The sequence below is a fragment of the Candidatus Poribacteria bacterium genome, from assembly GCA_021295715.1.
In the GTDB taxonomy this organism is placed as follows: domain Bacteria; phylum Poribacteria; class WGA-4E; order WGA-4E; family WGA-3G; genus WGA-3G.
This window is the reverse complement of record JAGWBV010000082.1, coordinates 1-15,134: the sequence shown is the minus strand read 5'-3', so window position 1 is coordinate 15,134 and position 15,134 is coordinate 1. Positions and strand designations below refer to the sequence as shown.

General features: G+C 46.6%; 16 protein-coding genes. 5 read left to right on the top strand and 11 right to left on the bottom strand.

Annotation, left to right across the window (positions count from 1 at the left end; all coding sequences use genetic code 11):
• The 11 genes from J4G07_17915 to J4G07_17865 form a co-directional block, all read right to left on the bottom strand.
• The coding region (locus tag J4G07_17915; GenBank protein MCE2415862.1) for an ABC transporter ATP-binding protein at positions 1-1,255 on the bottom strand (1,255 nt) is incomplete at its 3' end.
• A gap of 69 nt (positions 1,256-1,324) precedes the next feature.
• A complete protein-coding gene (locus J4G07_17910) occupies positions 1,325-2,233 on the bottom strand; it encodes a hypothetical protein (protein ID MCE2415861.1) in 909 nt (302 codons plus the stop codon).
• 89 nt (positions 2,234-2,322) lie between these two features.
• Positions 2,323-3,138, bottom strand: a complete 816-nt coding sequence (locus J4G07_17905; protein ID MCE2415860.1) for a hypothetical protein — start codon at positions 3,136-3,138, stop codon at positions 2,323-2,325.
• 202 nt (positions 3,139-3,340) lie between these two features.
• Complete coding sequence (locus J4G07_17900; protein ID MCE2415859.1) at positions 3,341-4,141, bottom strand: hypothetical protein; 801 nt, start codon at positions 4,139-4,141, stop codon at positions 3,341-3,343.
• A 193-nt stretch (positions 4,142-4,334) separates the two neighbouring features.
• Positions 4,335-5,135, bottom strand: a complete 801-nt coding sequence (locus J4G07_17895; GenBank protein MCE2415858.1) for a hypothetical protein — start codon at positions 5,133-5,135, stop codon at positions 4,335-4,337.
• Positions 5,135-5,929, bottom strand: a complete 795-nt coding sequence (locus J4G07_17890) for a hypothetical protein (protein MCE2415857.1) — start codon at positions 5,927-5,929, stop codon at positions 5,135-5,137. Before J4G07_17890 ends, J4G07_17895 begins: the two co-directional genes overlap by 1 nt.
• Positions 5,930-6,106: 177 nt before the next feature.
• On the bottom strand, positions 6,107-7,501 hold the full coding sequence (locus J4G07_17885; protein ID MCE2415856.1) for a DUF4252 domain-containing protein: 1,395 nt from the start codon (positions 7,499-7,501) through the stop codon (positions 6,107-6,109).
• 21 nt (positions 7,502-7,522) lie between these two features.
• Entirely contained in the window at positions 7,523-8,209 is a 687-nt protein-coding gene (locus J4G07_17880; protein MCE2415855.1) for a DUF4252 domain-containing protein, read from the bottom strand.
• Positions 8,210-8,222: 13 nt separating this feature from the next.
• Positions 8,223-8,885, bottom strand: coding sequence for a hypothetical protein (locus J4G07_17875; protein MCE2415854.1), 663 nt, complete (start codon positions 8,883-8,885; stop codon positions 8,223-8,225).
• Positions 8,882-9,427, bottom strand: coding sequence for an RNA polymerase sigma factor (locus J4G07_17870; protein ID MCE2415853.1), 546 nt, complete (start codon positions 9,425-9,427; stop codon positions 8,882-8,884). The genes J4G07_17875 and J4G07_17870 overlap by 4 nt, the downstream gene beginning before the upstream one ends.
• Before the next feature lie 270 nt (positions 9,428-9,697).
• Positions 9,698-10,657, bottom strand: a complete 960-nt coding sequence (locus tag J4G07_17865) for a zinc-binding dehydrogenase (GenBank protein ID MCE2415852.1) — start codon at positions 10,655-10,657, stop codon at positions 9,698-9,700.
• Between the two features lie 625 nt (positions 10,658-11,282).
• Here J4G07_17865 and J4G07_17860 point away from each other — a divergent pair.
• From J4G07_17860 to tyrS, 5 genes are all read left to right on the top strand, one after another.
• Positions 11,283-12,161: a hypothetical protein gene (locus J4G07_17860; GenBank protein ID MCE2415851.1), complete on the top strand. Its 879-nt coding sequence runs from the start codon at positions 11,283-11,285 to the stop codon at positions 12,159-12,161.
• A 291-nt stretch (positions 12,162-12,452) separates the two neighbouring features.
• Positions 12,453-13,187, top strand: a complete 735-nt coding sequence (locus tag J4G07_17855; protein MCE2415850.1) for an RraA family protein — start codon at positions 12,453-12,455, stop codon at positions 13,185-13,187.
• Between the two features lie 174 nt (positions 13,188-13,361).
• Positions 13,362-13,862 carry a Uma2 family endonuclease gene (locus J4G07_17850; GenBank protein ID MCE2415849.1) on the top strand — a complete coding sequence of 167 codons (501 nt, stop codon included), beginning with the start codon at positions 13,362-13,364 and terminating at the stop codon, positions 13,860-13,862.
• Between the two features lie 13 nt (positions 13,863-13,875).
• Positions 13,876-14,415 (top strand): Uma2 family endonuclease, encoded by a 540-nt coding sequence (locus J4G07_17845; protein ID MCE2415848.1) that lies wholly within the window; start codon positions 13,876-13,878, stop codon positions 14,413-14,415.
• Between the two features lie 295 nt (positions 14,416-14,710).
• On the top strand, positions 14,711-15,134 hold a 424-nt coding region (tyrS, locus tag J4G07_17840; GenBank protein MCE2415847.1), incomplete at its 3' end, for a tyrosine--tRNA ligase.

Here is a 15,134-nt window from a genome sequence, read left to right as displayed (position 1 = left end):
CGGATGAGATTGTGGCGGTATCAATACCGTCTATTGTGACGTGTCCTGCTGTCGGAGAACGCAAGCCTGCTAAGATGTGTGCCAACGTCGTCTTTCCGGCACCGTTTTCACCGACGATAGCGAGAATTTCGCCCGGACGAATATGAATGTTAATGTCAGAGAGCGCATCTGTGTTTGCACCCGGGTAACGATACGCGACGTCATGCAAGCGGATACCTTCACGCATCGGGTGCGGAGAAGGCGTTTGTGTTTCGGGAGCGACTTCCTCCTCTTCCTTTTCTAACAGACGGCGAAGGTCCTCTCCGTAGCCAGCGTGTTGGACAAAACCGATGACGAAATACTGCATAGAGTTCATACCTGCAGTGATATTCCGGAGTGCCTCCAACACCAAAGCGGCGAGTCCGGCTTCGACCCTTCCCTGTGAAAGCGATGTAACCAGTAATGCCCCAGCGCTGATGGCTACGAAAATAAACACTTGGAAAATACCTTGGGAGGCATTTTGAAATGAGATATGCAGACGTTCCCGAAGATATTGTGCGAGGATCGTCCGCCAGCGTTGGAGCAGGGTTTCGCCGATTCCCCATAAGCGGATTTCGGCGGCACTGCGTCGTTCTGTTAGAAGTTGGACGTAGTAATCCGCGAGTCGTTTGTTGCGTGTGTTTTCCACCTCGAAGTGGCGCACTCGGCTTCCCATCCGAATTTCAAACACGCGCAGTAATATTGCACCGCCAATGATAATCAGAGGAATCCAAATTGAAATCAGTCCTAAAACAACGGCACTGGTGAGTAGAACAGGGACGTATTCAATAAAGTTCAAGCCGTTTTGCATCAATTGGACAACGCTGGAATCCCCGCCAGTAACGACACGATTGATGAGGTTATGCGATTCCTCGTCATCAAATGCTTCCAGTGGCAGTTTGCCTGTCTTTTGCAAGGCATCCCGCTGCAAAGCGAAACCGGCTCTAATGCGGAGTTGTTCACGCAAAAGCGGGAGGAATGTTGAGACTGCTTGTTCCACGAAAAAGAGGCAACAGAGCGCAACCAGCCATGGGACAGCACTACTCATAAGGTCTGCATCGACGAGGGTATTAACGGTTTCTCGGAGCACAAGCAGTTGGGCTGCCGCAGCACCTGCGTTGATGAGGACAAGGGTTATCCATACAGCAGCGATAAAAGGCGATGCCTTCAACACCCGTGCGAACAACCAGAGTAAGTCTCGAAATGAAGGGCGGGTTAATTTTACTTTGTCCCACATAGTCTTCTGTTGACCTCGGTTAGTCCTAAATTACAATAGAGTGTAGGGAAGGCGTTTCAGCCTTCTATCTTATTGTGTTTCTTGCGCACTTAAATAGTCCAACGGGCTCTCTACAATATAATCTCCCGAATCCTCAAGAAACTGCTGGATGAGAAAGACATGCCCATCACCGATAATCAACAGAATCCGGTCGTCATTAGATTCGGTGATGCGCGTGAGGTTCACAAAAATCTTGAGATTCCGAGCATACCAAATATGGGCCACCCAATTCGCACCCGGATACTGGTCGCCTAACCCAATGCGTGCACTCCGCAGATATGCCTGATGATCTGCGCGTCTCCCTTGAGGTTCGTTGCCCTGTATGTACATCTCAATAATTGACCGGTATTTCTCAGGTTCAATCCAAGTTGTGCCATCCTTATCCTTGACAATTTTTCCTTCAGCAACAGGGGGTGGACAGAGGAAGTGCTCCTGATTGCGAGTTTCTGCAAAGGCATAATAATCTATCAAATGATCATCAATTTTTTCAAGGATTGGCCAACGTTCCGGCCAATAATCGACGCAGTACATCTTTGGATGTCCCAGCTGTTTAGCCAACCGAAAGCCAATTTGGTTGCTTTCCCCACGCTTGAGTTGGTATGTGCCTTCCAGATAGCCATGATAGTCTGCGTTAATCTTAGCGTCAAACCTTTCATCTGCCTCAATGGCTATCTTGGTGGGACGAAACGCTTTAAGCTGTGTGACCAGTTGTTCAATCTCGCGTTGACGTTTGGGTGCGAGGACATCATCCATTTTTGTGTTGTATACATCTGCTCCCGGATTCGCCAAGTGTGCGCTACCCAGAATCATAATTGTCGGTTTTTGTGGCATCTGCTTAGTTTCTCCTGTAGATACATCTGTCTGATTATCGCTTGCGACTGTGCCAACTGTAAATAACATAGTGGCGAGCAACGTTATCAAATAAAGTTTGTATTTCACTAAGCTTTCATAAAACTTTCTCCGCCCTGTAGTCGAGTTAAATCTCACTCAAAAAGGATTACCAGATTTTCAACAACCGGAACAACAGGTTAAGGTGTCTCGTTCTCGGTTGTATTCAAGTATTTCAGCGGGCTTTCGACGATGTAATCTCCTGAATCTTCAAGAAACTGTTGGACGAGGAAGACATGCCCGGCACCGATAATTAATAGAATGCGATCATCAGCAGATTCGGTGATGCGCGTTATGTTCACAAAAATCTTGAAATTCCGAGCATACCAATTATGGACAACCCAATGCGCACCCGGGTATTGAGTGCCTAATCCAATCTGTGCAATCCGCATGTATCCTTGGTGATCTGTACGTCTGCCTTCAGGTTGGTTGAGTCGTATGTACATGTCAGTCATTGATTCATATTTTTCAGGTTCAATCCAAACTGTGCCATCTTCATCCTGCGTAACTTTCCCTTCAGTCATAGGCAAAGAAGTAAGGAAGTGCTCCTGATTGTGGGTTTTTGCAAACGTACGGTAGTCTTTCAAATCCCAGTCAATCTCACTTTCAGGGCGGCGGGAGTGCTGTTCCGACCAAAAATAATCAACACAGTACATTTTCGGATGATTCAGCTGCTTGGCTAACCGAAATCCAATCTGATCGCCTTCACCCCGCTTGAGTTCATAGGATACTTCTAAATATCCTTGATAATTTGCATTAATTTTAGCGTCAAACCTGGGATCCACCTCAAGTGCTATCTTAGTGGGTTGAAACGCTTTGAGCTGTTTGACCAACTGTTGAATCTCGCGCTGACGTTTGGGAGCAAGGACATCATCCATTTTGGTATTAATGCCATCCATTCCCGGATTCGATAAGTGTTCACTGCCCAGAATCATAATCGTAGGTTTTTGTGTCATCTGCTTAATATCTCCTGTGGATGCGACCGTTTGATCCTCACCTAAGGCTGCCCCAGGCATAAGTAACACGGCGAAAAGTAAGGTCACGAAATAGAATTTGCATCTCACTAAGGCATTCATAGAACTTTCTCCTATCTGTAGGATTGACCCGCCTGAAAAAAGGGTACCAAATTTTCAACAATTCAACAATCGAAACAATAGGTTACGGGGTCTGCATGCCCTTCGTATCCAAGTATTTCAGTGGGCTTTCGACAACGTAATCCCCTGAATCTTCAAGGAATTGCTGCACGAGGAAGACATGCCCGGCACCGATAATCAACAGGATTCGATCATCGGCAGATTCGATGATGCGTGTTATGTTCACAAAAATCTTGAGGTTCCGAGCATACCAGCTATGAACAAGCCAATTCGCACCCGGGTATTCATCACCAAGTCCAACCCGTGCGGCACGGATGTATCCTTGATGATCGGCACGCCAACTTTCGGGCCGATTGATCCGTATGTACTTGTCAATCATTGGTTCATATTTCTCAGGTTCAATCCAGATTCTGCCATCCGCGTCCCGAGTGACTTTCCCTGTAGGTAGCGGTTGGAGAAGGTGCTCCTGATTGTGAGTTTTTGCAAATGTAGTGGTGTCCATTAACTCGTGATCAATATGGACAGGCCAGTGTTCCGGCCAATAATCAACACAATACATCCTTGAATGTCCGAACTCTTTTGCCAACCTGTATCCAATCTGATCTCCCTCATATGGTCCGAGTGCGTAGGTCGCGTTTAGATAACCTTGATAGTTTTTGATTTCCCTGTCACAGCGACTTGGATCTACCTCAACCGCTATCTTGGTAGGTTTAAATTCTTTGAGGTGTTCAACCACCTGCTCAATCTCGCGCTGACGTTTGGGGGCGAGGACATTATCTGTTTTTGTATTGATGCCATCCAGTCCCGAACTTGTAAAGTGCCAACTGCCAAGAATCATAATTGTCGGTTTTTTCGTTATTTGCATAGCATCTCCTGTAGATGGGGTTGTCTGATCATCGCTTGCAACTGGACCGACTGCAAATAACACAGCAACGAATAATATCATCAAATAAAATTGGCATTTCGTTAAAACTTGCATAAAAATTTTTCCTATCTGTAGTGTGTCGATCTCCTCTGAAAAAAAGGACTACCAAATCCTCAACAACTCGAACAACAGGTTAAGGCGTTTCCGCTTCGGTTGCATCCAAGTATTTAAGCGGGCTTTCAACGATATAATCTCCCGAATCCTCAAGAAACTGCTGAATCAGAAAGGTATGGGCGGCACCGATAATCAGCAGGATTCGCTCATCGTCAGATTCGGTAATTCGCGTCAGATTCACATAAGTCTTGAGATTACGCGGATACCAGAAGTACCCCATCCAATTGGCACCTGGATATTGATCGCCTAACCCAATCCGCGCGCTCCGCAGATATTTCTGATGGTCTGAATGTATCCATTCAGGTTGATTGAGCCGTATGTACATGTCAATAATTGGCTCGTACTCAGGTTCAGTCCGAGTTGTACCGTCTTCATCCTGAGCGGTTTTTTCTTTCGTAGAAGGGAGACGCAGGAAATGCTCTTGGCCGTGCGTTTTGGCAAACTTATAGTAATCCGTCAAATCGTCATCAGGATCCCCTCCAAAGATTGGGTTCTCCTCAGCGCTTCGGAAGTAATCCACGCAATGGATCTGTGGATGTCCCATCATCTTCGCCAATCGAAACCCGACTTGATGGACTTCATGGCGTTCAAGTTGAAATTCGTCCTTCAGATAGGCGTTGTATTCCTGCTGAAGATTGGAGTCAAGGTGGTCGACCTCAACAGCTATCTTCGTCGGCTGAAATTGAGCCAGTTGATCCGCAAGTTGTTGAAGTTCGCGCTGACGTTTAGGCGCGCGCATATCATCTATATTATCTCCATCCCAACCTGCCAAGTGGTGACTCCCAAGAATCATGATTGTAGGTTTTGCTGGATGTTTCATCAGTCAATCTTCTCCGTTTTTAAGTATTGCAATGGGCTCTCTATGTAATAAAATTCAGAGTCTTCCGCAATCTGTTTAAGAAATCCCAAGTGTCCAGCCCCAATGATTAGCAAAATACGCTCATCTTCTGATTCCGTAATTCGGGTGAGATTGACGAAAGTTTTTAGGTTCCTTGGATACCAAAAATGTGAAACCCAATTCGCGCCAGGATACTGATCTTGCAACCCAATTCGCGCAATCCTTAAATAGTCGCGGAGGTTTGTGCGGATTTTTTCATCTTGGTTCATCCGTATATACATGTCAATTATCGGTTCGTATTTCTCAGGTTCAATCCAGATTTTGCCATCTTCATCCTCCGTCATCTTTCCAGTAGGTGGAGGACCCAGAAGGTGTTCCTGATCGTTCGCCTCTGCAAACGTGCCCCAATCTGTCAAATGATGATCCAGATCCTCTCGGACGATTGGATCATCGCGAAAATAATCCACACAGTAGACCTTTGGATGTCCCATATCTTTCGCGAGTCGGAAGCCGATCTGATGAATTTCATGAGGCTCAAGTTGAAAACTATCCTTTAGATAACCGTTGTATTCCTCCTGAAGCTTGGCATCCCAACGTTCATCAACTTCAACGGCTATCTTCGTCGGTTTAAATTGGGCGAGTTGATCCGCAAGTGCCTGAAGTTCAACTTGCCGTTTAGGAGCAAGCACATCATCCATTCTGTAATTGATTCGGTCTGCCCCCCAATTTGCCAAGTGTCCACTACCAAGAATCATAAGGGTCGGTTTTTGCGTCATTTGCGTAGTATCTCCTGTAGATGGCCCTGTCTGATCACCGCTTGCGGCTGTGCCGATTATGAATAGCACGGTGGCAAGTAATATCATTAAATAAACATGGCATTTCCCTAAGACTTTCATAAAACTTTCTCCTACCTGTGGTATGGGTAACCCTACCTCAAAAAATGGAACAACAGATTAAGGCGTTTCCACCTCGTTTGCGTTCAAGTATTGCAGCGGGCTTTCAACGATGTAGTCTCCCGATTCCTCAAGAAACTGCTGAATCAGATAAACATGTCCAGCACCAACAATTAGCAGAATGCGATCATCGGTGGACTCCGTGATTCGCGTCAAATTCACAAAATTCTTGAGATTATGCGCATACCACCAATGTGCAACCCAATTGGCACCTGGGTATTGGTCTTTGAGTCCAATGCGTGCGGTGCGCAGATAACTTTGGTGGTCGGCACGCATAGATTCAGGATCGTTCATCCTTATGTACATGTCAATCAGCGGTTCATATCCTTCATGTTCAACCCAGACCGTGCCATCTACGTCCGCCCGAACTTTCACCCCGCTTGAGGAAATGCTCCATAAGAGGTGCTCCTGATTATGCGTCTCCGCAAACGTGGCGTAGTCCATCAAGTGGTCGTCAATTTTATCACGGATCGGCCGGTGTTTTGGCCAGTCAGCAACACAGTAAAGTTTCGGATGTCCCATCTGTTTGGCTAACCGAAAGCCAATTTGGTCATGCAAGCGCCGTGTGGGTTCGTAGGTGCCCTCCAAGTAGCCTTGATAGTTTGCGTTAATCTCCGCATCATCCCTTTCGTCTACATAAACGGCTATCTTGGTGGGACCAAATGCTTTCAGTTGCGTCACCAGTTGTTCCATTTCGCTTTGGCGTTTGGGCGCGAGGACATCATCCATTTTTACATTGAATACATTGATTCCCGGATTTGTGAAAAATGTACTACCGAGAATCATGACTGTCGCTTTTTCTCCTGTGTCTTCTCTTTTCCATTGCCCTTTCAATTTGTCGCCAAAATCGATGTCTACCGCACCGAAATTGCTGAGATTCCCGAGCAATTCCTCAATGCGTTCTGGTGCAATCTCCCCGACGATGTTGACAAAAGTGGCTTCTCCAGACCTTTTCGGGATAATGATAGCGAAAATCCCGTAAACTTTTTCCTCGTCAAACAGTAGATTGATCTCCACTGTTTCACTGTTTTCCTCAATCTTGACGAGGACTTCCCACTCATCCTCTTTGAGCTTTTCCTTGAAATAGTTAACTAATTTCTTCTCATCAATCGTTGCCCTATCGTAGGTGCGGACATAGATACCGTCCAACATCTTAATCAGTTCGGCGACTTCGGGTTGATTACTCACCGATTTGGTGACTAAACTGATGAGTTTCGAGGTTAAGTTAACTTCGACTTTCGCCGCAAGCGGCTCCGGGAAATCGAAGAGGATAAGTCCTTTTCTATCGGTTTTGTCCGATTTGTCCTGCTGCGCGACTGCTGAGTGCATCAGTGTTAACGATGCAACTAAAAACAGCAGCATGAACAGTCGTATAAAGTGCTTTTGCAGTTTCATGGGTTCTACTCCTTATCTATTTTAACGGTTAGTTGCTGTGGTTTCTGATTTCAGGGCATGATCCGGTTTCTCGGCGTTGCGCTTTACTTCCCACCGGTGGGGCATCGGAGCCTTTATCCAATTGCGAACTGTTTCGGAGATCGCCTCCTCCGAATTAGATTCCAGAAGTTGTCCAAATAGAGTGCCGAGTTTCTGAAAATTGATCTCCCCATAGATGTTCACAAAACCCGAATTGCCATCATCGGTGAACATAACGAAGATACCGTGCACGACACCCGATTTTTCCGCGTAAAGCAGGCTGAGATCGAATTTATCCCTGATTTTGACGAGATGTTCCCACTTTTCGTTTTCAAGGATACCACGATAGTGGTCCACCATCTGGTCGAGGTCTTTCATCTCTTTATCGTAAGCTCGGATAGAGGCACCTTTTAGCATTTCGGCATACGCCGTATATTCCGACAGATCTACCGATCCATCTCCAGCAAGTTTCGGGTTACTTGCGATGCCGAAATTGATAAAAAGGCCCAAGAGGCTCTTGTCCAAGTTAATTTCAACTTTCGGGACAGGGGCATCCGGCAGATTCATTTCTATTTTTCCTCGAGTTGTTTCTTCTAAGTTGCTGTTCTGGGCGTGCCCATTGGTGAAAAAACAGCAAACGGCTAAAAAGGCTATACCTGTTAAAAGGGCTGTAAGGGTGGATCTTTTCATGGATTTCTTCTCCTTAATATGAACGTTTGTTGCTTTTTGTGTCCAGAGTGTTTCGCGGTAACCGGTCAAGGCTATCAAGACTCCGGTGAATTGCTGATGAAGCGCCCTTCGTCTGTTTCGATGCGCGGCGAGAGGCTGTTTCAATCTGAATAAAGGGACGACTTGAGACTTCATCAATCCGCACATCTGGGAGTTTCTCGTTAACAACGGTGCCTGTTCGCTCCACGGCGTAATTCAACTTACCGAGTGCATAAGCCAAGTCACGTGAGGCTTGCTTTACTTTGAGATACTGTTGGTACTGGTAGGTCCCGAACAGGGCAATTCCGATGAGACACGCCAACGCGCCTGCGCGAGCGAGTACCGAAGTTAAATCATTCGAGAACGTAAACAGTTGGAGTATCCGATGTAGCCAGCTCGGTCCCTTGTTGGGATGCGCGCGGACGTAAGCCTCAACGGCGTTGAAGATTTCCGGCGGTGGCTCTGGTTTGGGAAGTTCGTGCAATGCACCGCTAATTGCTTGTGCGAAGCGAACTTCATCTTGACACATTGAACAGGACGCAACATGTGTCGCTATTGTCGCATGAAGGTCTGTATCTAATTCATCGGCGAGATATGCCTCTAAATTGTCCTGAACTTCCATGCAAAATGAATCTTGGTGAAGAGGAAAATCGTTCATTCTTCATTCCTCCAGTAGGGACGTAGTAACTCCCGCAACCTTTTGCGGGCACGGAATACAGTAGATTTTACGGTGCCTTCGGGTTGTTCTAAAACCTCGGCAATCTCCTTGAAACTCATGCCGTTCAATTCCCGCATAATTATCACTGACCGCATATCTGGCGGCAATTTTTTAATGGCACACTGGACCGACTCTTTGAGCTCTTGCTGGATCACAATCTCATCTGGTGATGGATTTGATCGATTAGAATGCGTGTGCATTAAAGTTTCGAGTTCTGTTTCGGGATCTGTATCGTCTCCGCCTGTTAAATGCACCTGAAATTTGTTACGCTTTAGCAGATTGAAACAGAGATTCTGCGCACATTTTAGCAACCATGAGTGTGCAGTCTTCGGACGCAATTTGTTCCGGTGTTTCCACGCCGTGATAAACGTCTCTTGTGTTATATCCTCTGCATCTTCCCGATTTCCGAGTAGATAGAGGGTGTGTTGATAAACCCGAGCCTTGTGTGTATGAACAAGCTCAAGGAATTTATCTTCTGTCATGTTTCAACTCCGCGCATTTTGAGGTTGTCGTTACTACAAACGAGTTGCAAAAAAGTTGCACTTTTTTTGATTTAAGCAATATTAAGAAACAAATTTAAGGTTTTTAGGAAGGGTGGAAGAAGAGGAAGGGTGAAAGAACGGGAAGGGTGGAAGAGGCGGAAGGGTGGAAGAACGGGAAGGGTGGAAGAGGCGGAAGGGTGAAAGAAACACTGTGTCCGCTATCTTCCAAACTTCCAAACTTCCAAACCAGTACGGAAGCAGAACTTGAACTTACTCCCATTGAAATACGCTACCCAACAAACGCATCGGTTCATCACGGAGCCACCTATATATCTGCGGTGCTTCGTCAACACTCACTCGATGTCGGATGAGTGGTGCAATTTTGACAGAACCTTGGCGGAGCAATCGACAGAGATTTTCCAGATCGTCACACGTGAAATGGCTACACTGAAGGATACTAATCTCCTTATGTTGCCCAACATTAAAGGTATAATTGACATCGAACCGTCCAGCGACTAAGAGTAATCGCCCTCGAACTTTGCAAGCCTGAATCATCGGTGTCACCATGTCTGGAACACCCGCGAAATCCATGACGGCATCAAACGAACCCTCTTGAATTTGAGAATCCCAACCATCATCACTCGTATTGAGAACCGTCTCTGCGACACCCAGTTGGCGGATCTGTTCGAGTCGAGTTTCCTCAATGTCGCACACCGTTACGCGAGCTCCCATGGCGTTGGCGATCTGTGCCGCGAACATACCGATGCAGCCCTGACCGACAACAAGCACTTTTTCTCCGATGCGCGGATCAATACGCCTGCAGCAATGCATGGCGACACCAGAGATGCCGAAGAGGGCGGCTTCGCCTGGATCAATGTCTTCTGGTAATTTTAACAAAAGTCCATCTTCTGAAATAGTGAACCGTTCGACATGGTTCACACTGGCATAGATAAGATCACCGACTTGAAGTTGCGTTACGTCCGGTCCTGTTTCAATGACTCTGCCGACGTTCTGGTATCCATCGGTGGTTGGTAACCGACTATTGGAGGCTGAATAGTTCCCACCGATGAGTTGATTCCGTTCTGTACCGTTCGTTAGTCCGGTGAAGACAGCTTGACACAGCACCTCGTTTCCAGTAGGTGGTGCTGGCTCTTCCCAATCGGTGACAACAATTTTCTCACGCTTTTCATCTGGCAATAATTTAACGACAAGTGCTCTCACAATTTTCATCGCTCCTTAGAGAAATTTAATACATGATTCTCCTTTTAAGTTATTTAAAATCTGCGGATTTGTCAAGGAATTTCAAAATTCTTTAGGACTATAGAGTCTCCATTTATGGTAAACTTTAGAATTAATTGTACACGCTGCCCCGGCGAGGTTAGAGACCTCGCCTACCCGGGGAGGGGAGAATGTCTGCTTATTTTTCTGGTTTACCATATTCGTTGTCAGAAAAACTGTTTATTGAGAAATAGAAATATTAATAACCCGTAATTGTTCAGCATCCATTTTTCTCATATCATCATAAAAAAATTAGATACTCTCGGACTTATATGATGCCTAAGTTGCATGCAGATTAGTAAAAATAATGAAATAAAAATAGGATAAAATTTTGTAACTTTTTAAGGAAATCAACGATAAAATAAATAAAAAAACAGATAAAATTAAATCCTTCCCAAAACTAAACATTTCTGAAATTTCGGCTCCAACCGCGCGCCGATTCCTTAAAAATTTATGTTGACAGATTGTCACATTTTTTATACAATTTTAACTTAGATTCCAGAACGGAATCGAAAGTAATCGAAACCACCATTCATCAAAAATATTGTAATATTGCACATTAGTAAGGAGAACCCCAATGCCGAAACGCGTTAATAAAGCGATTGAACTGTTAGCAGACGATCTGCCTGTTTTCTATACCGGCAGTCACACGGGCGCGAACCTGCACTATGACGCGGGTCGCGCGATGGCAAAAACTTGGGCAGACTACATCAATGTCGGCATGGAGCATGGGAGTTTCGATCTCGCTGGATTGGATAGTTTCATGCGTGGGCTCGCTGACGGCGGTCCCACCAATAGCGGACACCAAACCCCGGCTGTTATTGTTGAATTACCAGTAGATGGCATCAGTGCAGATGTGATTCGTGCCAACGGCTGGCAGATGCGGCAGCTTCTCGCGCGCGGCGTGCACGGTCTACTGCTTTGTCACGCTGAATCGCCAGAAGCCGTCAAGGCGTTTGTGGAAGCGTGCCGTTACCCATTCCAGACCATCGGCGTCGGTACACAATTGGATGTTGGAAGACGCGGCTCCGCGGGACAAGGTTCCGCTGCACCTATCTGGGGCATCTCTGCTAACGAATACTTGGATGTCGCCGATCCATGGCCCCTGAATCCGAACGGTGAACTTCTCTTGGGTCTCAAATTTGAAAACAAGCGTGCGTTAGCGAACGTCGAAATCACAGCACAGGTGCCCGGAATCGCCTTCGCTGAATGGGGTCCGGGGGACATGAGCATGTCATTTGGCTACAAAAATCCACCGAACCCACGTCCACAAGAATTGGAAGATGCCCGGAATCGCGTTGCTGCGGCGTGCAAAGCTGGCGGTATCGCGTTCTTGGAAAGCACTTCACCCGATACAATTGAGGCGAGCATCGACGCTGGCGTTCGGATTACGGGTGGCGGCGAAGAAGCGGCACGCATCGGACGGGCATACGCCGGTAGAACAATGCCTGTCTAAATTTTTTAATTATTAAGTTTCTGCCCTGCTTTCCACTTCGTTTCAAGCAGGTTTTCGGTGATCCTATAGAGGTTCGAGAACTTGGACACGAATTTGAATCAAATCCAAAACGCTCAGCCTGAAATGCGGTAGGGGTTGGCGGATTTAGGCTGCGCGGAGACTAAATCCGTTCCTTGTATTACATTTCCAGCCCCTATACAAACCCAAGTCAAGCCCATAAGGGTTGACGACTGCAGAGAAAAGAACGTCAAATCTCAAACCTACACTACTTAACCGCAAGGAACAATTAAAATGGCATTAACAGAACAGGAAATGTTGGCAGAACTGCGCAAATATGATACGCCTTCAATCACAAACGTGGTTGCTACGTATCCGGGGAGTCCGCTTTGTCTTGGACTCTATAATCCATGGACAGAGAATTGGTATACCGATACAACCATCCGCTGTATGTATCCTGAGCTCGGAGCCATTGCCGGTTATGCGGTGACGTGCGTCTACAGCGTCCCGGACCCGAACTACTCGGAACTCTCTTTTATGGATGTCATTGACGCGCTGGGTGCCTCCAAGCAACCGACGATCTTCGCATTTGAGCAGAAGTTCCCTCCGGAGCTCGCCAATAAGGTCGGTTTAGCAGGCGGCAATATGACAGCGGCGATGAAATCAGTAGGCTGCTTAGGTGCCATTTCAAACGGTCCATCACGCGATATTGACGAAATCCGCCCAATGGAATTTCAGTATCTGTTAAGTGGCATCACACCCGGACACGGTGCGATGGCAGTTCAGGCTGTCAACGTCCCTGTCTCAATAGGCGGAATGGATGTTGCGCCGGGCGAAATCATCCACATGGACGAGAACGGCGCGTGCAAGTTCCCAGGGGATCAGTTAGAGGCGGTTCTGACGAACGTCAAGGCGTTGCTTGAAGAAGAGGGCGATCGGATAGGAAAATTGCTCTCAGGTCCCAAAACAGCGAAGCAGGTCCGGGCAATTTTCAGCGGACACTCCTATTCAGAAGATGATGAGGAATAGTCCTACTTTTTCAAAATTCACGAGGCTGGTTTCAATCCTGGAACTGGTTCTGCTCGAACCAGTTTAGGTATCCGAAGCGAGATGTATGGAGGCACGCATGTCATCCGCTGATACCTTGCTTTTGAACGCAAGGCGACGACGAAACACGAATACCTCAACGGACAGATAGTCGCCATGTCCGGCGCAAGTCGCGAGCATAATCTCATCACCGGCAATATGTTTAATGGACTTTACACGCAATTAATAGATCGAGCCTGTGAAACTTACGTCAGTGAAATGCGCGTGAAGAATCATCAAACAGACTCGTATACCTACCCAGATATCGTTGTTGTCTGTGATGAACCGCGCTTTGAGGATGATGTTTTCGATACGCTGCTTAATCCGATTGTGCTCATAGAAGTGCTTTCGCCATCTACGGAGGCGTATGACAGGGGCGAAAAATTCGCACACTACCGGCAAATCGCTGCTTTGCAAGAATACGTCCTCGTTTCACAGGATAGGATTCGCGTGGAGCACTATCTTCGGCAAGGCACACAGTGGCTCTTGACTGAATTTTGCGGGCTGCAGGAGGTGCTGTCTCTCATTTCAATTAGATGTGAACTTCGCCTGTCGGATGTTTATAGACGCATCACATTTCCTGAGGAGCCCACCACCTTAACAGAAGCCGGGAAGTAAATTATGGCATCCACTGCAGCTTGCTTTTGAACGCAAGGCGACGACGAAACACGAATACCTCAACGGACAGATAGTCGCCATGTCCGGCGCAAGTTTCGCGCATAATTTCCTTACAGTGAATATAGCAACTCATCTTAACATTCAATTGATGAACGGGGAGTGTCGGGTCGCCGCCAGTGATATGCGGGTGAAGGTTCCCCAGACAGACTCCTACTTTTACCCAGATGTTGTCGTTGTTTGCGGTGAGCCGCGCGCGGAAGATGATACTTTTGATACCCTTCTGAATCCAACGCTCATCGTAGAAGTGCTTTCTCCATCAACGGCAGGTTACGATAAAGGGGAGAAATTTGAGCATTATCAGCAAATTGTTTCCTTAAAAGATTACATTCTCATTTCCCAAGACGAGGTCCGAGTTGAACATTACTGCCGTCAAGAGTCCGAGTGGCTGCAGACCGAGTTTCAGGGACTTGAGGATGTCCTATCGCTTCTCTCTATAGGCTGTGAACTCCGTTTGTCGGATATTTATAGACGCGTCGAGGTCGCTTCGGGTTAATCCCAAAAGTTCCAAAAACGTCAAAAACCTCATAGAAATTATTTGTCAGAAATACGAAAATTTTGTATAATAGAGGAGGGATATTTCACTAAGAAATCCTTTCCTCAATTTCTGCACGAGTTAGATTGTAATTATAAATCTGCTATCAAATTTCCGATTGTGTCCCTTGTGTATTAGGTCTACAAACGGTGTGTTTTCGGGTAGAGTTTGTAGGTTTCTAATATCGCGACATGAAGCGTACCGACCAAATCCCTTTTATAGAATCAAGAACACTCAAATCAAAACAGGATAAACAATGGACAACGTCTTTGAAGTCCTAAATGAGCGGGGTTTTATCAAGCAGACTACGAATGCTGAACAGATCGCTCGCCTATTAGGTGAAGAACAGATCACCTACTACGTCGGTTTTGATCCGACAGCATCGAGTCTGCACGTTGGAAGTCTTGTTCCCATAATGGCGATGGCACACCTGCAACGCGCCGGGCATAAGCCAATTGCAATTATTGGAGGCGGTACGACAATGATTGGCGACCCAACAGACAAGACTGACATGCGTCCAATGTTGGCGCAGGAACAAATTTTGACGAACGGCAAAAGCATCCTTGCGCAGTTGCAACGTTACTTAAATCTCGACAATGGCATAGCAAATAACGATGGAACACAGACTACGCCAAAAGCCGGAGGTTTTCTCAACAACGCCGACTGGCTACTGTCTGTAA